Raw genomic sequence first — 19,184 nt, forward strand, 5'->3', positions numbered from 1 at the left:
GCAACCCTTAACACGAATTAGTCTTTCTATCCCGTCCTTGATATCGCAGCGGGCATTGCCTGCGGGTAGAGAACGTGTTGCCAATGCTTTTGACAAAGCCCGGGGGAGACACCGCCCGGCGGTCATACCTTACTTTCCGCTTGGGTATCCTTCCTTAGAGGATTCCTTGGAGGTGATTAAGGCTCTGGCCCAGGCTGGCGCTGACCTGATTGAACTGGGGATTCCTTTTTCAGATCCGCTAGCGGATGGTCCGACCATTCAGCACGCCAGTCAACTTGCTCTGGCCCAAGGGATGAATGTTTCCGCGGCTTTGGAGTTGGTGGTGCGGTTGCGGGAACAAGGCCTGGAACAGCCCTTCCTTTTCATGAGCTATCTCAATCCGTTGTTAGCCTATGGCCTGGAAGCCTTTATCCGGGACGCTGGTCGTGTTGGCGTGGACGGTTTGATCATCCCGGACCTTCCGCTCGAAGAATCCCTCCCGGTACGACGGATGTGTCAGGCGCATGATCTGGCTTTCGTGCCACTTATTCCGCCCAACCTCGCTGAAGCCCGGATTGCGCAAATAGCCCAGGGCGCAACAGGGTTTCTTTATTTGGTTTCGGTAACCGGCGTGACCGGGGCACGCGATTCGTTGCCACCTGATCTGGGTGCTTTTATCCGCCGTGTGCGCCAGATCACCCCATTGCCTTTGGCGGTGGGATTTGGAATTGCCTCACCCGACCAGGTCCAAACCCTGTATCCGCTGGCGGACGGGGTAATTGTGGGTTCCGCACTGATCCAGGCCGTGGCAAAGTCAGTCCGACCCGCAGAAGCCGCGGCAGATTTTCTGGGTTCTCTGCTTCACGCGGTAAATGGGGTAGGATATGCGTAACTGAGCGGTGACGATCTTCATAATTGTATGACAATCATCACTTGACGGGGATTGAGGGATGAAGTACACTTTTCAGTAGATATACTCACTCAGTGAGTATTGATCGTAATGTGGGTTTTAATCCCATGCGCCGTTCACCTACTCCTGAATACCCGCTGTTAGCCCTCTTGCTGGAACGCCCAATGCATGGGTATGAACTGCATCGGGTCTTTAGCCAGGATTTGGGGGGTATCTGGCATCTTAGCCAGAGTCAGTTATATGCCTCATTGGCACGTCTGGAAGCGCGGGGCTGGGTAAAGGGCCACGAAGAAGCCGCTGAACGTGGGTTGCCGCGGCGCGTGTTTGCGCTGACCGCACAGGGACGGGGTGCCGCTGAGGAATGGCTTTATCAACCCAGCCGTTGTAGCGTGCAGATCATTCGTTTGGAGTTACCAACCCGCCTTTATCTGTTGAAACGCCTGGCGCCCCAGGCCATCCCCGACTTCCTGGCCCGCCAGCGCACTGAAATTGTGCGCGGTCTAGAGCGCTTACGTGCGCAATGTCAAGACATCCCCGATCACCAACCCTATAATCGCATGGCGTGTTCGTTGCGAATTCACCAGGTGGAATCCCTTTTGGCCTGGTTTGATCAAACTTTTTCTGACATCGGAGGATCGTTATGAAAACTCGGGTTGCCTTGTTCGCTCTGCTACTAATGGCGCTCGTGGTTATATCCTGCACGGCCACCCCGCCAACCTTGACCCCGACGACCACTCTTTCTGGAGGCCCTACGTCAGAAGCGACGGTTGCGGTCACAGAAGTGCCCACGCCTACCTCAAGTACCATCACCATTACGGATGCTTTGGGACGCGCAGTGACCCTATCACACCCGCCGAAACGAGTCGTTATTGCAGGCCGCGCTGTCGCCATGTTAGCCGATGCAGCATACCTCTTCCCTGAAGCCATTGAGCGGGTGGTTGCCCTTTCTCGCACCAGCCAAAGCGCCGAGGGCGATTTCCTCACACTGGTGGATCCCAATCTAGAAAAAAAGATTGCTTTTGAGACCAATGTCGGAGCTGAGCAAGTGGTCACAGCGCAGCCGGATGTGGTGATCATGAAAACATACATGGCCGAAACCCTGGGAAAACCCCTGGAGTCATTGGGCATTCCGGTGGTTTATCTCTCGCTGGAGACCCCCGAGGAATATCAGCGTGACTTACGCATCCTTGGACAAATTTTCCAGAATCCACAGCGGGCTGAGGAATTGGTCGGTTATTTTGATGCTCGGGTTCAAAACGTAACACAGCCTCTGCAAGGATTCGCATCGGAGCAAAAGCCGCGCACGCTGTTGCTCTATTATTCCGATCGCGATGGTCAGGTGGCGTTTAATGTCGCCCCCAAAACCTGGATGCAAACGATCATGACCGAACTAGCGGGTGGGCGCCCGGTTTGGACGGATATTGAGTTGGGAAGTGGTTGGACCAAGGTGAATTTGGAGCAAATTGCGGCATGGGATGCGGACGTGATCGCCATCATCGCTTATACGGCTAACCCCGATGAGGTTGTAACGCGCCTGAAGGCCGACCCCCAATGGCAGGCGATGCGAGCAGTGCAGGAAGGACAACTGTATGCGTTTCCCAAGGATTTCTACTCCTGGGATCAGCCGGACGTGCGCTGGGTGTTGGGTTTGCGCTGGCTGGCCTGGCGCCTGCATCCCGATGCCTACCCTGGGCTGGATATGATGCAGGAAACCCGCACCTTCTTCGAACAATTATATAGGATTGATGCAAACACGTTCGAATCCCGCCTTCTGCCTCTCTTAAAAGGGGATTTAAAGTGAGCCTAACCTCCTCCACACGATCCCTAGGTTTGACTCCACGTGCCTCACCCTGGTCGGAAAGCCGGGCGCGCGCCCAACAACGCCTACTGTGGCTGGGGTTGCTTCTGGTGGTTGTGTTGGGGGTCTCACTCTTCCTGGGACGCTATCCCCAAGTGGGCTTCTTGACTCCGGCTCAACTCCGTGAAGATTCGCTTGCCCAGCGCTTGATTTTAAATTTACGCCTACCGCGCCTGCTGGCTGCGGCCATGATAGGGATGAGCCTGGCTGGGGCGGGTTTGGTGCTTCAAATGGTGTTCAGCAACCCGCTGGTTGAGCCAGGGTTTCTGGGTGTTTCGCAAGCCGCGGCATTTGGCGCTGCACTGAGCATCATCTTTTTCGGTGGGGCTGCCTGGGGTGTTCAGGTCAGTGCCGTGATTTTTGGGTTAGGTGGGTTGGCACTTTCTTATTTACTGGCGCGACGGGTGCGTTATGGCGGTTGGGTGTTGCGCCTTTTGCTCTCGGGAATCGCGGTTTCGGCGTTTTTTGCCTCGGGGGTGGGGCTGGTCAAATACCTGGCTGACCCCTTGCGCCAGTTGCCGGAGATCACTTTCTGGTTGTTAGGCGGGTTATCAAGTGTAACTTGGCGTCCGTTTGTGACGGCTCTACCCCTGATGGTGGTGGGATTAACAATTTTGGTCTTGATGCGGTGGCGCTTAAACTTGCTTGCCCTGGAAGATGAAGTGGCTTTTTCATTGGGTGTTGCGGTGCATCGTGAGCGACTCTTGGTTCTTTTAGCAGCCGTGATGGTTACGGCAGCGTCAATTTCCATCGGCGGATTGATCGGCTGGGTGGGGTTGCTGGTGCCGCAATTGGCGCGGCGTTTGAGTGGCGCGGATGCACGCTTCGCCTTACCCACGGCACTGCTTTTAGGTAGCGCGTTTGTTGTGATTTGTGACGATTTAGCCCGGATCTTGAGTGCAGGTGAAATCCCCCTGGGTGTGTTGACCTCGCTTTTGGGTGCAATGGGGTTCCTGCTGCTCATGACCTGGCCGTCGGTGAAGGTGTGAGTCATGACAGACATCATTCTGCGATTCGAAAACGTCACCTTTCGTTATCCCGAAACCCTAACCGAAGCATTGCAGGGGCTTAACCTAGATGTGCCCCGTGGCAAGGTCACAGCCATTTTGGGACCGAATGGCGCGGGAAAAACCACCCTTTTACGCCTGGCTTATGGGCGTTATGTTCCAACGCGAGGGCAAATCTGGCTTGAGGGTCGCCTCCTGGGGGCGTACACGCGGCAGCAAATCGGGCGGATGGTGGCGTTGGTACCTCAACGTGAAGCCAATCCCTTTGCCTATTCCCTGCTGGAATATGTGCTTTTGGGACGTGCCCCTTATCTATTGCCTTTGCAAATGCCTGCAGCATCTGATGTGGCCATTGCTTGGGAGGCATTGGAACGAGTGGGATTACACCATCTGGCGCGTCGTTCAGTGCAGGCTTTGAGTGGGGGGGAATACCAATTGTTGCTGGTAGCGCGGGCACTGGCACAGCAGCCACGACTCTTGCTCTTAGATGAGCCCACCTCACACCTTGACCTGGCCAATAAAAAACGCCTGGTTGAGTGTCTTAGAAGCCTGGTCAGTGCTGGAGTTACTATTCTCATGACCTCGCATGAGCCAGAAGTGGTCTCTGCTTTGGCACAGCATGTCATCTTGATGCGCGAGGGGCGGGTCCTGCACAGCGGGCCTTTGGATGCGTTATGGACACCTGAGGCGTTAAGCGAGACTTATAATGTGCCCTTGCGGGTTTGGACGTTCAACGGGCATCGCTATGTGACGTGGGAGTCGTGAATGACGTCTTTTTCATCCCTTTTGTGGATTTTCACCGGCGATATCGGCATTGGAAAAACAAGCGTTTGCCAACGATTGGTTAATGAGGCTCGTAGCCTGGGTTGGGATGTTGCTGGGATCCTGAGTCCTGGCCTCTATCAGGGTGGGCAAAAGGTGGCCATCGAGGCCGTAAATTTACGCAGCGGAGAGCGCCGTACTTTAGCGTGGCGGATAAACAGCGGGGAGATCGTGGAAGGTGAGGTTATTCACACCCAAGAATGGCGTTTTGACCCCGACACCCTGCAATGGGGAAATAACGTATTTGAGGTGGCTGCGCCGTGTGATTTTCTGGTAGCAGATGAGATTGGGCCGTTGGAACTCGAACGAGGAGAAGGTTGGGTGGCTGCTCTCGCGGCATTGGCCTCCCGCGCCTATCGTTTGGGGGTGGTCGTGTTGCGACCATCCCTGCTCTCACATGCAGCGCGCTGGGCACCGGCGCGGATTTTGGTTATTCGTCATCCCGGCCAAGCCGTGACCCTGGCTGACCTGCTGGAAGAAGATTGGCGCCAACCTAAATAATGTATTCGTGGCGTGGTGGCAGCGTTTGATGTTCTTTCAACCAACGCGTGATTTGAGGGATCACCTCGGCCAGGGAGATCATCTGGGTATCGCCACTATGGCGCCATTTAACCTCTATAGTGGCTGTCTCTAATGTGCGCGGGCTGAGGGTGAGGCGCAGCGGTGACCCGATCAAGTCAGCGTCGTTAAATTTGACCCCTGGGCTGGCCTCGCGGTCATCGTAGAGGACGCTGATCCCGGCAGTTTGGAGCAGTCCGTACAGGCGCTCGGATTCCTCGATCACGTGCGGGGCTTTGCGCCCACCCAAGGCAACCAGGTGAACGGCATATGGTGCAAGAGGTACTGGCCAGATCAAACCGTGTTCGTCATGGTACTGTTCGGCCAGGGCTAGGATAAGGGCTTCGAAACTAAGCCGGAAATACGCGAAAAAGATGGGTCGGCTCTGCCCGTTTTCATCCAGGAAAGTTGCCCCTTCCAGTGCACCCGGGGCTGTTACCCAGGCCAAGGGCAAACCGCTTGCCTTGACCAAAGGAGCAGCACAATAAGGGCAAGGGTCACCTGGCTCGGCCAGGGTTATGTCGCTGATTAAGTCGGCGTTGAAATCACGCCCGAAATTAACATGGCGTAGGTGGGCGTCAGGTTGATTGGCGCCAGCCACAAGGTTGGGGGAACGCGGGATCAGATCATCTACGATAACCTTTACCCCTGGTTTCAGTCCGATGGGTGAGGCATAACCAGGAACTGCCCCAACTGCTGTGATGGCTTCGGAGGGAGCAGGCCGCAGGTGGCGCGCGCCAAGCACGCTGGCAAGTTTGGCTTCGCTGAGGGTGCGGTCGCCACGCACAACTGCCAGGACCAGATGCTCGGGACTCTCATTTTCGGTCTGGGCCAGATAAAAGACGGCTTTGGCCAAACGGGAGGCCGGAAGGCCAAGAAAAACGGAAAGGTCACGGATGGTTTGTATCCCTGGTGTGGAGATAAGTTCAATAGGGAGAACGGGTTCGGGAGATAACTCGGGTTTTTTGAAGGTTGCAAAGGCTTCTATGGCGGCATAAGGGCATTGAGGACAATGCAGTATGGACGAATGACTTTGGGGATATGGTGCCCAAATTAATTGAGGCGAAAGGGCGCTTGGAAGGCCAGCATGGGCTAAGCGCACCGGCAAACCCAGGCGTTGCAAAGTATTCCCAATGGCTTGGAGGTAGCGCCGTTGGAAACTTTCCAAAGCGGTGGGTGCACTTACCAAGGCAAAGGATTCCAGCACCAAGCCCTGGGTTAGATGGAGCGGAGAAACACCTTCCCAAGGCGCAGATGCCAATGGTGATACGTGGTAGAAGATAAGGGGCAATTGGCGATAGGTTTGGAGATCGCGCTGGGCGAGTGTACGAACCGCTTCAAGTTGGGTTGCTACCAGGGGCGAGGCGGGTGCGGACTCATTCCATGCTTGTGCCAGGGTATCCCAGGGAGTGGGAGAGGATAGAGTTGTAGGTGGGGGTAAATATATCCGCTGGGCTTCCAGGTGGTCCATTTCGGATTCAAGAAGGCGCAATACATGCTCTAAAATGCGCTTTCCTAACGGGAGATAAGCCCATCCTGCCTCAAACAGCCGGAGATAACCGGCGCGAATCAACCAGGCTAGACCCTCCGTAGGACAATTGGCTGGTGCTTCGCGGAGGGTAGGAGGAAAGAGGTGAGAGAGACGCATGGTGGCTACTTCGAGTCAGTCTATCCAATCGTCAGGTTCGATATGGACGTAAGCCCGATCCACTTCCGGGATGGATTCGACGCGGGCAATCACTTCGTCGCAGATGCGGTGGGTCTCAACCAAGGGAGTGGAGCCGTCCACATTGATGTGCAGGTCGGCTACCAGGCGCGGGCCGGCGTAATCAGTCATCAGGTGATGAACGCGCAGGACACCCGGTACCGATTGGGCTGCCTCAACGATTTTGTGCCGCAGTTCTTCAGAAGCCCCGGCGCCGGTCAAGTAGTTCAGATTCTCGCGTCCGGCCCGGTAGGCAGCGCGAAAGATCCACATGGCGACCAGGAAGCCGGCGATGGGATCAAGTAAGGGATGGACGAACTTCGATCCTGCCGCACCGATAAAGGCGGCGGTAGAGGTCAAGACATCACTAAGATTATCCTGGGCGGTGGTGCGAAGCGTTGGACTATGGAGTTTAATCGCCAAGCGGGTGATTGTGAAGTACATGCCCGCTTTCATACCTGCGCTGAAGAGCAGCACTAAAGTGGGTAACCCGGGTTCGATGGCCAGCCCTCCGGCCAGAAAGCGTTGCAGTGAGGCACGTGCAGCCTCGAATCCGGCAAAGGTCATCGAGAGGGTGACCATCAGGCCGACCAGAGGTTCAAACCGGCTGTGACCCTGAGGATGAGTGAGATCCGGTGGGCGCTGGGCCAGCCACAAACCAAAGACCATCAGCAATGAATAGACGACGTCCGAGGCAGAGTTTGCTGCGTCAGCGTACAGCGCAACGCTGCCCGAGAGGTAGGCTGCCAGTGCTTTTACACTTACTAAGAAAATATTGCCCCCTAAGGTAATCCAAAGCGCCTGGCGATACCACGCTTGCACTTGAGGTTGAGGTTTATAATCGCGCACCCACCGCATGATAGTGGTTGTTACTCCATTTGTTCGGTTTCATGGTTGCCAGATTGGAGCCTGGCACTTGTTTCGCACCTTTTCAGCGCATAGTTTACCATAAAGGTTAACGGTTCTGCTAACTGGTGAAACATCTTTGGTCGCAAGAGCCAGGATAAGATCATTCCCTTGCCCCCGACTGGCCATTGAGGCGTCATTTTAGCCCAAGGATGGAGATTTTCACCTGACCCAGGGTGAACCAATGCAGAATTCTAACCCATTGGCCCATCCATCGGAAATAAGGTGGCAGTTCGGCGAACTCTATCTCGTCGAATCCAAAGCGGTTGTAAAAATCTGTCAGTTCGGTTCGGCAGGTCAGGTACAACGGAGGTGGGTTTTCTGCCAACAATTGACGGATAATGGCACTGGCGACCCCGCGCCTGCGCCATTTGCGCTGCACGGCAATTGAAGCCAGTTCGCGCGAACCGTCGAAATGGGGTTTTACCTGTCCGCAGCCGATGATATGTTCATCCTCGTCTATGGCCAGCCAAAAACGTCGCCAATCCAGCCCAAATGGGTTGAGCCGCTCAGCGTATATTAAGCGGCGGATGGCTTTGGCATCCTTGGCTTCAGCACGGCGTAAGCGATACATAAGGCAAACATCCCGAATTAATAAGCGCTGCGACTAATTATATATTGAGCGGGTAAAGGAATTTTCTCATTCACGTTCTTGTCATCGCGAGGAATTTTTACAGGGGATGTTTTTTTCGGAAGGAAGGGGGTGAACGCCAGTTATCTTTGACTTCATGTGTTGATCGGCATTTCAATCTCATATTCGCTCGTTTATACCCAATATCGGGTTTTCTCTTGCCTTTCTGCGCTTTCGCCTATATAATGTGAGGTACTTCATATCCAAAACGCGCTGACCAGGACGAGTAGCCGCAGTGCGCGCCGACAGAGAAGGGGCATCATAGGCTGAGAATGCCCTGCGGACAGGCGGCGGCGAAAACCACCTGCGAGCGGAAGCCTGAACGGGAGTTAATCCCAAGTAAGGTGAACGGTTGACCCCGTTATCGGTCCTAACGAGATGGTCGGTGATAAAACCGGCTAATCTGGGTGGAACCGCGAGCGCCGAACGCTTGCCCCAGAATGGGCAGGCGTTCTTCGTTATTTTTGAGAGGTGTACAGATAAAAGGAGGTTAATCATGCCGCAGGAAAAACAAAAGGAACGCTACGAAGACTCATGGCTATATCGCATTCGTCATTCGGCGGCGCATATTATGGCCCAAGCCGTGCTGGAGATGTTCCCAAATGGCAAAATTGCCATTGGGCCGCCCATCGAGGACGGGTTTTACTATGATTTTGATCTGCCCCGTCCGCTAACTCCGGAAGATTTAGAGAAGATTGAGCAGAGGATGCGCGAGATCATCAAAGGGGATTACCCCTTCGTTAAAAAGGTAATCACGGCCGACGAGGCGCGCCAGATTTTCCGTGATCAGCCCTATAAACTGGAGTTGATTGATGGGTTAGAAGCTGGCGGAATGGACGAGGATGGCAATCCCCTTACGGAAAAGCCTGAGATCTCCATCTATGCCCATGATAAGTTTGTGGATTTATGCCGTGGGCCGCATGTCGAACGCACTGGGCAGATTAACCCCGATGCGATCAAGTTGCTCAATGTGGCTGGGGCTTATTGGCGCGGCGATGAACGCCGTCCCATGCTTCAGCGCATCTACGGCACTGCCTGGGAGACACCGGAGCAACTTCAACATTACTTGTGGAAACTGGAAGAAGCCAAAAAACGCGATCACCGTAAACTGGGCAAAGACCTCGATCTCTTCAGCATCAATCCGGAAGTTGGTGCGGGCTTAATCCTGTGGCATCCTAAAGGCGGGATGATCCGTCATTTGGCGGAGCAGTATTGCAAAGAAGAACATCTCAAACATGGCTATGTACCGGTCTATACCCCGCATATCGGGCGGAGTACATTGTGGGAGACCAGCGGTCACCTGCATTGGTACCGCGAGAACATGTATCCGGCGATGCAGGTGGAAAACGAGGAGTATCTGCTCAAACCGATGAATTGCCCCTTCCATATCATGATTTACAAGAGCCAGATCCGCAGTTACCGCGAGTTACCGATTCGGATGGCGGAATGGGGCACGGTTTATCGCTATGAGCGGAGTGGGGTCCTGCATGGCCTGTTGCGGGTGCGCGGCTTTACTCAGGATGATGCGCACATCTTCTGCCGTCCCGACCAGATGCCGCAAGAGATTGACAGCACCTTACAGTTCTGCTTGCATATCCTGCGCCGTTTCGGAATGACCAACTTCCATGCCTATCTCTCCACCCGCGATCCCCAAAAGTTTGCCGGGCGGGTTGAGGATTGGGAAAAAGCAACTGAGGCCCTGCGCCAAGCACTTGAGCGCGCCGGCATTGACTATGACATTGACGAAGGCGGTGCGGCGTTCTATGGGCCGAAGATTGACCTGAAAATGATTGACGCTTTGGGGCGCGAATGGCAGCTAAGTACCATTCAATTTGACTTCAATCTGCCCGAACGCTTTGAACTGGAATACATCGGTGAGGATGGTCAACCGCACCGTCCGTTTATGATCCACCGCGCCCTTCTGGGCTCAATGGAACGGTTCATGGGCGTGCTGATCGAGCACTACGCCGGCGCCTTTCCGGTTTGGCTGGCCCCGGTGCAGGCGGTGCTAATTCCTATTGCAGATCGCCATCTGGATTACGCTTACCAGGTGGCCGAAAAATTGCGTGCACAAGGGCTACGCGTGGAGGTGGATGAGCGTCCAGAACGGATGAACGCCAAGATTCGCGATGCGCAGTTGCAAAAGATCCCGTATATGCTGGTCGTAGGCGATAAAGAGGCCGCAGAAGGAAAAGTGGCGTTGCGTCTGCGCAACGGCGAGAATCCCGGTCCAATGTCGTTGGATGCCTTCGTGGCCCGGGCCCAAGAGGATATCACCGAAGGGCGTTGAGGATCGGTCAATTGTAAGTTTGTGATTAACCGGTCAGGCGCCGTGGGTTTCGGAACCCAGGCGCCTGACGGCTTCTCCTCCTAGATTGGGCGCAACGGTTTAGGGCAGGAAGTCGTGGGGGTTGACTTTGCCGTAAACATCATGGCGCATTTCAAAGTGCAAGTGTGGCCCACTGGAGCGCCCGGTGCTTCCCATTAGACCGATCAGGTCACCCTGATAAACGCTTTGGCCACATACGACGTTAATCTGGCTGAGGTGGGCGTAGAGCGTTTGCCAACCGTTACCATGATCAATCACAATGACGTTGCCGTAGCCCCAGTCGTTCCATCCGGCGTAGACGATAACGCCGTTATCGGCGGCATAAATAGCAACTCCGATCGCGCCACCAATATCAATCCCATAGTGGTTGGTTGAGGGCGAGTAATCATAGCCTGAGATCCATTTGGAGGGAGTGGGCCAGATGAAGGAACCCGTGCCCACTGCACCCTCGGTGATGACTCCACAGGCCCCGGGACCCATGATCTTGGCTACACCAGGGTTCTGGCGGGTGATGCGGGGAGCACTCCAGGTGACAAACTCGCGCCGACCGCCGGGGACAAAGATCTTTGTGCCGGCTTCAATGTTGGGATGAGAAAGATCACCCAGCTTGGCTGGGTCAAGGTGATTGCCCGGCCAGTTGATGATATCTTCGGGTTTGACCTTAAAAAATTCGGCTACTTTATTGAGACTATCGCCCTCATGCCATGTGTAAAGCAGGCCATCGGTTGGCAGGATGTTGAGCACCTGGCCGGGTTGTAAAAAGTGGGGATTATCGTAGAGGATATCATAGTTACCCCACAAGATTGTCTCGGGTTTTAGGCCGAACTTCTCGGCAATCCCAAAGATCGTATCGCCTTTCTGAACCTCATATTGTGTGATCTCAAAGCGCGGACGGCTGGGGAGGATGGTCTTTAGTTGCGTCCGACGCACCACACCGTTGATGGCAACCTCGGTATCGGGAAGGGTGAAGGCAGGCATGGTTATCGTGGGCGTAGCAGTGGGCAAGGCTGCGGCTTGTGCTGCTCCCCCTGCGGCCAGAGGTGTGCTCTGGGGGGATAAATTTCCCATCACCGCGACCACAATGAGGATCAGAACCAGTGATGCCAATCCTGAGGCGATGCGCAACGTTATCTCACCCAACCCCATGCGGGTCAGGTGATCCCACCAATCGGGAAAATATTTTATTGGGTCGGAAGATTTCGGAGCATCTGCCCCGTTTAAGTCAGAGTTGGTTGTTTCTTTTTCTGCATGTAAAGGATGCATGCTTTGCACCTCACAGTGTCAATATATCACAAGATTTGGCGCAACGTCAAGCGCTATGGGTTGGGGAGGATGATTCAGGGTTTGACTGCCGGTAAGGGATAAGGAGCAGAAATCCCAGCGCGATAATCGCCTGACCGATCTCTACGCCCCGGGCTTGCCAGGGGCCGAAGTAGGGCACGCCGGGTAAGGGATGACTCCCGGCACCGAACACATCTGCCATTCCGGAGAAAACGGCGATAACGTATCCTGTGCTTACCAAGCGTAATCCAATATCGGCGGCGATGCTGGGTTGGCGGTTTTTCCAAAGTGCCATCAGAGCGATGTATCCGCCGAGGCAAATGATGGCCAGCCCAATTAAGAAGACGGCAATCTGGACAAAGCCGATCACGGGGCTGCGGTCCAGGCCGAACAGGCTAGGGCGTGCCCCTATCAAGAAGATCACAAAGCCCACCAGGGTTAGGGATAATCCTAGGCGAATCCGCCGCCGCGAATACGGTAAGGGACTGGTAGGGGGTTCTTGGCCGGCTTGGGTTTCAAGTTGTGAGATAGGGCTTTCGGTCATGGGTGGGCTTACTCCGGCAAGGCACGTTCCAAAATGCGTTGCCAGTTGGCGTGAAAGATGGCCGCTATGTCGGTGGAAGTATAACCACGCTGGGCCAGACCCTCGGCCAGTTTGGGCAGGTCGGCGATGGTGTTGATCTCCAGCGGGACAGCCGGATAACCAAAACCACCGTCAAAGTCGCTTCCCAACGCTACATGATAGGCATCACCAGCGGCTTGACAGATGGCATCAATGTGGGCGATTAAGTGCTCTAACCGCACCTGCTCGCGTGGATCGCCGTTTTTCCATTCGGGGCGCAGGTAGCGATTGAAGGGGAGGACACCGATTAGACCATCCCGCTGGATCAGTTCACGAATTTGGTGTGGAGAGAGATGCCGCTCATAGGGATCTTCGGAGAGTAAGGCACGCACATTGCTGTGTGAGGCGACCACAACCCCCTCGTAACGTTCCAGCGCAGCCAGCGCAGCGGCTTCACTCATGTGAGTGATATCCAGGATAAAGCCCAGTTCTGCCAGTGCAGCCAGCCAACGCTGACCTTCCCGGCTTAACCCACTGCGGTAATACATTCCACCACAGCGTTCATCCCCCGCCCAGACCATGCCCACCAGGCGAACCCCATGATCGTACCATTGGGCTAATTCATCCGGTGTTTGCATCCACTCGATACCCTCCAAGGTGAGCATCAGTCCTACCGGATGGGTGAGGTCGGGGTAGCGGGCAGGGTTCTGCTGCCAAGGACGTAGCACGGTCTCAAGATCACTGCGGCTGGTTACCGGACGGAAAAGGTCCGGGTCGCGCTCAAACAAATCTCGGTACCAGGCCAGTTGGGCCTGGGCTAAGCGGCGCCCTTCGTCTGGGGTCTCATAAGCCTGGGTTTCCCAATTGCCGGCTTTGTAGCGGGCTGGGGTGAGGAAGATCGTGGCAAGAATCAGCCCTACCTGGGCTTGTTGGTATTCAGGCCAACCCAATAATGTCTCACCAGTTGCAGCGGGAATCCAGGTGTTGGCCTCGCGCTGGCGGGTTTCCAGGGCGGAGCGGCGGACATCCCGCCCAAACGTCAGGGCGTTGTAGGCAATATCTTGATGACCGTCAATGATTAATGTCATGGGGAGGTGCCTGGATGCAAGGAGCGCACACAAAGCGTGTGCGCTCCCCCATTTTGGCGTTGTCGTTCAGGCTGCTGTGGACTTAGCGGTTGATGATGACTCGTCTTCTTCGCTTGAGGTGTCAACCTCTTCGATAACTTCTTCTAAAGCAGACCAATCAATATCCGCGTATGCCATCGAATCCACTCGTCGTAGGCTCAACCCTATGCGATGATTTTCGGGATCAATACGGATAATGCGCAAGGTGACAATTTCACCTTCTTTCAGCACCTCTTTGGGGTGTTCCACGCGTTTCTCGCTCAATTCGGAGATATGAATCAGGCCTTCCAGATCCTCCTGGCCTTCAATTTGCGCGAAGGCACCGAACTTGGTCAGGCGGGTGATTTTTGCTTCGACCAGTTGACCCACTTTGTACTTTGAGACCCGCTGTAACCAGGGATCCTCCTGAAGTTGGCGGATGGATAGGCCAATGCGCTTTTTATCGCGGTCAATGGAAATGACCTTGACCTGAACCTCATCTCCAACTTTGAGCACCTCACTCGGGTGGTTGATTTTATCCCAGGAGATTTCAGAGAGATGGACCAGACCATCGGCGCCACTGATATTGACAAAGGCACCAAAGTCGGCCAAGCTGGTAACTCGCCCTGTGACAACTTGCCCTTCTTGTAATTCTTCGATCACGCGTTCCTTGATGGATTCGCGCGTCTCGGTGCTAGCGGCGCGTTCTGAGACGATCAGGCGGCGGCGTTCCCGATCCACCTCAATGACAACCACATCAATTTCCTGCCCAATCATCTTGCCCCAGCGTTCCTCAGGGGAATCGCCTGTCGCCATAGCGCGGCGAGTGAGACTGACCTGAGAGGCTGGCAAGAAGCCACGCAGGCCGCTCACGGGCACGATCAGGCCACCCTTGTTGTAGCCCACAATCTTGGAGTGCACCGGTTTTTTGGAACGGAGCAATTCTTCTACCTCGCGCCAGGCGACTTCATCGCGGGCACGGGTGTAGGAAAGCACCACGTTCCCATTCTGATCTTCTGGGTCGAGGACGTACACGGGAATGCGTTGGCCGACTTCAAGGTGTGCCAGTTCGTCGTGGGGAATTTGCTCAAATTCACGCCCACTGATAACACCCTCAGATTTTGTGCCTATACTGACCAAAATCTGTTTTTGTTCGGGATTAATACTGGCGATTACGCCTTCGCGAATCTCCCCCCGTTTGGGGAAATCAATACCCAGACTCTGCTCCAAGAGGGAGGCCATGTTGTTGTCATTGGCATGGTTTTCGGGGAACACCCCCTGCTCCGATGAGGTCTCATGATAGTCCATACGATTCAAATACTCCGCCTGAAAAGATTGTTCTCATTATAAAGGTGAATAACGTGATTGGCAACCCTCGCCGATAAGATTCAAAGAGATTAGTGGCGGCGCCGTTTCTTGCGCGTGGCTGCCGATTCAGGTTGATTGACAGGCACCGATACCGTGGTGTCGGAAGTGAGTTCTACTCGTTCGCGTTCTACGGTGGCGGTCATGCTGCGGGTGGGTTGGGCGGTGAACATCCGGGTCACCACACCGGCGCGAATTTCGCCTAGTAGTTCTTCAAACATCTCAGAAGCGCGGCTCTTATATTGAACCAGGGGGTCACGTTGGGCATAGGCCTCTAAACCAATCGAGACGCGTAAGGCTTCAATGCGTGTCAAATAGTCTACCCACATCTGAGAGATGACGCCGAGCAAAAGATCACGATAAATTTCGTTTTGCAAGCGCCAACCCAGGATTTCAATGATGTTTTCGCGATCGGCATCCCCCAACTCTTCCAAGAGCCGACTACGGAGCACTTCAACGTAGTCTTCGCCGTACTCGGCGCTCAAGCGTTCCAGGATTTTGGGGTGCAACTGGCCCACGGTGGTTTGAGTTTGAGCCAGGCGGTTGAATTCAAATCGTCCGTAAATATGGCGCAATACCTCTTGGGCTGTTTCAAGATGGTCCAGGATGTCAGCGGTGAGTGCCTGAGAGGATTGATCGGCCAGCAATCGTGCTGCGTAGTAGATGTAAGTAAGGCGCAAGTAGCGCATTTGACCGCGGCGATGGGTACGACGATCAAACGCCAGACGTGTGCCTTGCATCATAAGCAGCAGCAACCCCATTAGCCCCCGTTCATCAATGAGAAGGTTGCCATTGGCTTTCTCAAGAGCCGTATTCAGGTCGCGCCGGATTTGCCCTTCCTCGCCGATGAGTTGGTTCAGGCGCAGGTCAAACGCCGTTTCCAGGGCGTCCAACACTTGGCGTCGAACGTCGTTCCAGGTGAGGCCTAACACGTCCACCGGGCGCAAGGTCCAGTTCTCCACCCGTTGTTGCAACGCCCCTAGAAGGCGGTTGAGCGCGGTGCTCTGAAGGTGGGTTTCGATTTGTTCGCGCAGCACGGACTCGAGATCTTCACGACCATCCTCATCGCCGACTAGGCGGCGCTGCTGTTCGGGGGTGAGGCGGATTGGAGTGCGCACCAGCGATTGTAATTCCTCCAGCAATGACTGTGGGCGAGGCGGGGTTTCACTTTCAGCCAGGCGATCTTCCAATCCTTCAAAAAAGGTAGAGAGTGCCTCGAGGCGCTCATTTAATTGTGCCTCAAAGGTTTCCTCGGCCCGTTCCAGCAGGTTTTCCACAATGTGATAGAGATGCTCGTGTTCGGCTTCCAGGGCTTGCTGAGCAATCTCTAGCAATGCGGTGATCAAATGCTCGCGGCTGACGGCGCCCTCGGGTAGGCGTTGGCGTAATTGGTTTAATACGAGGCGCAAGGTATAGGAGGGGTGATAGAGGCCGTTGGCGTCAATGGGGGGCTGAATCTCTTCAAGATAAGCGAGCAAGCGCCAGGGGCCCTCGGCATCACGCAGAGCGGCAGGGACACGTGCCTGAATTTCGCTCCGTAGCATCTCGGTGACGTCTTCACTGAGGTCTTCCTTGGTGAAGACGCGATCGCGTTGGGCATAGATACGTTTGCGCTGCAGGTTCAATACGTCATCGTATTCCAGCAAATGCTTGCGTACGTCGAAGTTCATACCCTCGACTCGGGTTTGCGATTGCTCAACGATGCGTGAAACCAAGCCGTGCTCAATGGGCAGGCTTTCGTCAAAGTTGAAGCGGCGCAACATGGCTTCAACTTGCTCACCGCCGAAGAGGCGCATCAGGTCATCCTCGAGAGAAAGATAAAAGCGCGATGAACCCGGATCGCCCTGACGTGCAGCGCGCCCGCGCAACTGATTGTCAATGCGCCGCGCTTCGTGGCGCTCCGAACCGATGACATGCAAGCCTCCCAGAGCGCGCACTTTTTCCATCTCATCCATGTACTTCAGAAAGGCGTGGACAGCCTCGGCGTAAATACCGTATTGTTCTTCGCGCAACCCTTGTAAGGCTTGCCGGCGTTCCTCGTTGCTCATCTCGTAGGCGTTGGCGAATCCATTGCGACGCAAGACACGCACGACATCACGGATAACTTCCTCGCGTAGTTCACCACCCAGTTTGATATCCACACCGCGGCCGGCCATGTTGGTGGCAATGGTTACAGCACCGTAGGCACCGGCGCGGGCAATGATCTGGGATTCCTCATCGTGTTTACGGGCATTGAGTACCTGATGAGGGATGCCACCCTGCAAAACCCGAATCAGGCGGGGGCGATCTTCTTCGCGCACGCCCAACCATGATATTAGGCGCTCCAAGTTACCTGCATCCTCAGGATTGAGGGAGGTGATTCCCACGCTCCGCGCAAACTGACGCAACTCCCCAACGTTGAGTTCCGGGAGGGGTTTGTTGAGGAACTGCAATTCCGGAATTGCTGTTTCGCTTTCCTGGCGGTTATGTTTTTCCAACCAGGCCTGGCGCACCAGTAGAACCTGCATCAGGCGACGTAGTAGTTCGGGTTGCAGGCGCTGTGAAAGCCGTTCGGAATGCTCGACCGAGGTTGTCCCAACTAGAAGTGGACGCCCTAACACATGATAACGCAGAATTTCCAGGGTTATGGCACGCAGTTTGGCTTCCTCGGTGCGATAGACGACATCAGGATAGTCTTTGCGCTTCCAATAGACGGGATGCTTGAGCGGATCATCACGGCGCGCATAATACGTGAATTTATAACCGTCTTCGTCCTTAGCGGTAATTTCCACCAGCGGCGAGTCGGGCTGCATGGCCAGGTATTCCAGGTTGGTCGGGATGGGCACGACCTCTAATTTGTAGATTTTGCTGAATTCTTCGGCCTCGGTGACCGCCGTGCCGCTCATACCGGCCAGTTTCTGGTACATGCGGAAGTAGTTCTGAATCGTAATGGTGGCGTAGGTGACGTTCTCGGGCTCGACCCGAACGCCCTCTTTGGCTTCAACCGCCTGGTGCAGACCCTCAGACCAGCGTCGCCCGGGCATCAGACGTCCGGTAAATTCATCCACGATGATGACCTTGCCGCCCTGGACAATGTAATCTTTATTGCGTTTGAACAAGAATTGCGCCTTAAGAGCTTGTTCCAGGTAGCCCAGGATGCGAGCTTGCTCTGGCGTGATGTCTTCAGGGCGGTCGGGATCCCCCAGCGCCATATCTAAAAGGGCTTCCACATGGGCTTTACCGACCTCGGTCAGGGTAACGGTGCGATCGCGTTCATTGATCTCATAATCTTCTTCGCGCAACTGGCGCACCACTTGCGCCATGCGCACATACCACTCGGTCTCTTCAGCCGCTGGGCCAGAAATGATTAGCGGCGTGCGGGCTTCATCAATGAGGATGTTATCCACCTCATCTACGATGGCGTAATAATGTCCGCGTTGTACCCGATCTTCCAGGCGCATGGCAAGGTTATCACGCAGGTAGTCAAACCCGAACTCGCTGTTGGTGCCGTAAACGATATCGGCGCGATAGGCTTCAGCCCGATCCACCAGGCGCAACTGGTGCTGGTCCTCAAAAGGCGAGGATTTTTCCAAATCAACCAGGAAGGCTTTTTTACCGTTTTCGGTGCGCGCGGCCATTTGCAAGACGCCGACCTTGAGTCCCAGTAAATCATAAATGGGCGCCATCCAGCGCGCATCACGTCGTGCCAAGTAATCGTTGACGGTGACGAGGTGCACGCCGCGCCCGGTGAGTGCGTTGAGGTAAAGTGGTAGGGTCGCCACCAACGTTTTACCTTCGCCGGTGCGCATCTCGGCGATTTTGCCCTCATGGAGGACGATGCCACCCATAAGTTGCACATCGTAATGGCGCAACCCCAGCGTGCGCTTGGAGGCTTCGCGAACAACCGCGAAGGCTTCAGGCAGAATCTCATTCAGTGCGACCTGCTCGGCCTGAAAGCGTTCCTGCGCATCTTCAATACCGGAGGTGGCTTCGCGCAATCGGCGGCGAAACACCTCGGTTTGGTCACGTAGTGCGTCATCACTGTAAGATTCAAACGTTTTTTCCAGTTCGTTAATGCGTTCCACCAGGCGAGTGAGACGATTGAGTTCTCGCCGCGTTGGATCGCCGCTTAGCACCCGAATCAAATTCTTGAACATATGCCCTCAGTTTCCTTAAAAAGACTTGC

General features: G+C 55.0%; 15 protein-coding genes. 7 read left to right on the top strand and 8 right to left on the bottom strand.

The window, feature by feature from the left end; translation table 11 throughout:
• Positions 1-55: 55 nt before the first annotated feature.
• The 6 genes from trpA to QYE77_RS12365 all read left to right on the top strand — a co-directional run bounded on the left by trpA (position 56) and on the right by QYE77_RS12365 (position 5,077).
• Complete coding sequence (trpA, locus tag QYE77_RS15400) at positions 56-871, top strand: tryptophan synthase subunit alpha (protein ID WP_399390602.1); 816 nt, start codon at positions 56-58, stop codon at positions 869-871.
• A 92-nt stretch (positions 872-963) separates the two neighbouring features.
• Positions 964-1,533: a PadR family transcriptional regulator gene (locus QYE77_RS12345; RefSeq protein ID WP_315625734.1), complete on the top strand. Its 570-nt coding sequence runs from the start codon at positions 964-966 to the stop codon at positions 1,531-1,533.
• On the top strand, positions 1,530-2,690 hold the full coding sequence (locus QYE77_RS12350; protein WP_315625735.1) for an ABC transporter substrate-binding protein: 1,161 nt from the start codon (positions 1,530-1,532) through the stop codon (positions 2,688-2,690). Before QYE77_RS12345 ends, QYE77_RS12350 begins: the two co-directional genes overlap by 4 nt.
• Positions 2,687-3,736, top strand: a complete 1,050-nt coding sequence (locus QYE77_RS12355) for a FecCD family ABC transporter permease (RefSeq protein ID WP_315625736.1) — start codon at positions 2,687-2,689, stop codon at positions 3,734-3,736. Before QYE77_RS12350 ends, QYE77_RS12355 begins: the two co-directional genes overlap by 4 nt.
• A gap of 3 nt (positions 3,737-3,739) precedes the next feature.
• Complete coding sequence (locus QYE77_RS12360) at positions 3,740-4,519, top strand: ABC transporter ATP-binding protein (RefSeq protein WP_315625737.1); 780 nt, start codon at positions 3,740-3,742, stop codon at positions 4,517-4,519.
• Positions 4,520-5,077, top strand: coding sequence for a nucleoside-triphosphatase (locus QYE77_RS12365; protein ID WP_315625738.1), 558 nt, complete (start codon positions 4,520-4,522; stop codon positions 5,075-5,077).
• Here QYE77_RS12365 and QYE77_RS12370 read toward each other — a convergent pair.
• From QYE77_RS12370 to QYE77_RS12380, 3 genes are all read right to left on the bottom strand, one after another.
• A complete protein-coding gene (locus QYE77_RS12370; protein WP_315625739.1) occupies positions 5,070-6,782 on the bottom strand; it encodes a proline--tRNA ligase in 1,713 nt (570 codons plus the stop codon). The two genes, QYE77_RS12365 and QYE77_RS12370, sit on opposite strands and share 8 nt — an antisense overlap.
• 15 nt (positions 6,783-6,797) lie before the next feature.
• The gene (locus tag QYE77_RS12375) at positions 6,798-7,697 is read right to left on the bottom strand and encodes a cation diffusion facilitator family transporter (protein ID WP_315625740.1); all 900 of its coding nucleotides are present in this window, start codon (positions 7,695-7,697) and stop codon (positions 6,798-6,800) included.
• Between the two features lie 184 nt (positions 7,698-7,881).
• Positions 7,882-8,319 (bottom strand): GNAT family N-acetyltransferase, encoded by a 438-nt coding sequence (locus tag QYE77_RS12380; protein WP_315625742.1) that lies wholly within the window; start codon positions 8,317-8,319, stop codon positions 7,882-7,884.
• A gap of 553 nt (positions 8,320-8,872) precedes the next feature.
• Here QYE77_RS12380 and thrS point away from each other — a divergent pair.
• Positions 8,873-10,666 (top strand): threonine--tRNA ligase, encoded by a 1,794-nt coding sequence (gene thrS, locus QYE77_RS12385; RefSeq protein ID WP_315625743.1) that lies wholly within the window; start codon positions 8,873-8,875, stop codon positions 10,664-10,666.
• Positions 10,667-10,765: 99 nt separating this feature from the next.
• Here thrS and QYE77_RS12390 read toward each other — a convergent pair whose 3' ends face one another.
• The 5 genes from QYE77_RS12390 to QYE77_RS12410 form a co-directional block, all read right to left on the bottom strand.
• The gene (locus tag QYE77_RS12390) at positions 10,766-11,968 is read right to left on the bottom strand and encodes a M23 family metallopeptidase (RefSeq protein ID WP_315625744.1); all 1,203 of its coding nucleotides are present in this window, start codon (positions 11,966-11,968) and stop codon (positions 10,766-10,768) included.
• A gap of 46 nt (positions 11,969-12,014) precedes the next feature.
• On the bottom strand, positions 12,015-12,530 hold the full coding sequence (locus QYE77_RS12395) for a hypothetical protein (RefSeq protein WP_315625745.1): 516 nt from the start codon (positions 12,528-12,530) through the stop codon (positions 12,015-12,017).
• A gap of 8 nt (positions 12,531-12,538) precedes the next feature.
• Complete coding sequence (locus QYE77_RS12400) at positions 12,539-13,636, bottom strand: dipeptidase (protein WP_315625746.1); 1,098 nt, start codon at positions 13,634-13,636, stop codon at positions 12,539-12,541.
• A gap of 66 nt (positions 13,637-13,702) precedes the next feature.
• Positions 13,703-14,962: a 30S ribosomal protein S1 gene (locus QYE77_RS12405; RefSeq protein ID WP_315625747.1), complete on the bottom strand. Its 1,260-nt coding sequence runs from the start codon at positions 14,960-14,962 to the stop codon at positions 13,703-13,705.
• Between the two features lie 89 nt (positions 14,963-15,051).
• Positions 15,052-19,155 carry a preprotein translocase subunit SecA gene (locus tag QYE77_RS12410; protein ID WP_315625748.1) on the bottom strand — a complete coding sequence of 1,368 codons (4,104 nt, stop codon included), beginning with the start codon at positions 19,153-19,155 and terminating at the stop codon, positions 15,052-15,054.
• Between the last annotated feature and the right edge of the window lie 29 nt (positions 19,156-19,184).

Source organism: Thermanaerothrix solaris, from assembly GCF_032334255.1.
Classification (GTDB): Bacteria; Chloroflexota; Anaerolineae; order Anaerolineales; family Anaerolineaceae; genus Thermanaerothrix; species Thermanaerothrix solaris.

Coding starts and splice junctions, on each gene's coding strand:
- QYE77_RS12350 (WP_315625735.1), top strand. CDS start 1,530: ATGAAAACTCGGGTTGCCTTGTTCGCTCTGCTACTAATGGCGCTCGTG.
- QYE77_RS12360 (WP_315625737.1), top strand. CDS start 3,740: ATGACAGACATCATTCTGCGATTCGAAAACGTCACCTTTCGTTATCCC.
- QYE77_RS12365 (WP_315625738.1), top strand. CDS start 4,520: ATGACGTCTTTTTCATCCCTTTTGTGGATTTTCACCGGCGATATCGGC.
- QYE77_RS12370 (WP_315625739.1), bottom strand. CDS start 6,782: ATGCGTCTCTCTCACCTCTTTCCTCCTACCCTCCGCGAAGCACCAGCC.
- QYE77_RS12375 (WP_315625740.1), bottom strand. CDS start 7,697: ATGCGGTGGGTGCGCGATTATAAACCTCAACCTCAAGTGCAAGCGTGG.
- QYE77_RS12380 (WP_315625742.1), bottom strand. CDS start 8,319: ATGTATCGCTTACGCCGTGCTGAAGCCAAGGATGCCAAAGCCATCCGC.
- thrS (WP_315625743.1), top strand. CDS start 8,873: ATGCCGCAGGAAAAACAAAAGGAACGCTACGAAGACTCATGGCTATAT.
- QYE77_RS12390 (WP_315625744.1), bottom strand. CDS start 11,968: ATGCATCCTTTACATGCAGAAAAAGAAACAACCAACTCTGACTTAAAC.
- QYE77_RS12395 (WP_315625745.1), bottom strand. CDS start 12,530: ATGACCGAAAGCCCTATCTCACAACTTGAAACCCAAGCCGGCCAAGAA.
- QYE77_RS12400 (WP_315625746.1), bottom strand. CDS start 13,636: ATGACATTAATCATTGACGGTCATCAAGATATTGCCTACAACGCCCTG.
- QYE77_RS12405 (WP_315625747.1), bottom strand. CDS start 14,962: ATGGACTATCATGAGACCTCATCGGAGCAGGGGGTGTTCCCCGAAAAC.
- QYE77_RS12410 (WP_315625748.1), bottom strand. CDS start 19,155: ATGTTCAAGAATTTGATTCGGGTGCTAAGCGGCGATCCAACGCGGCGA.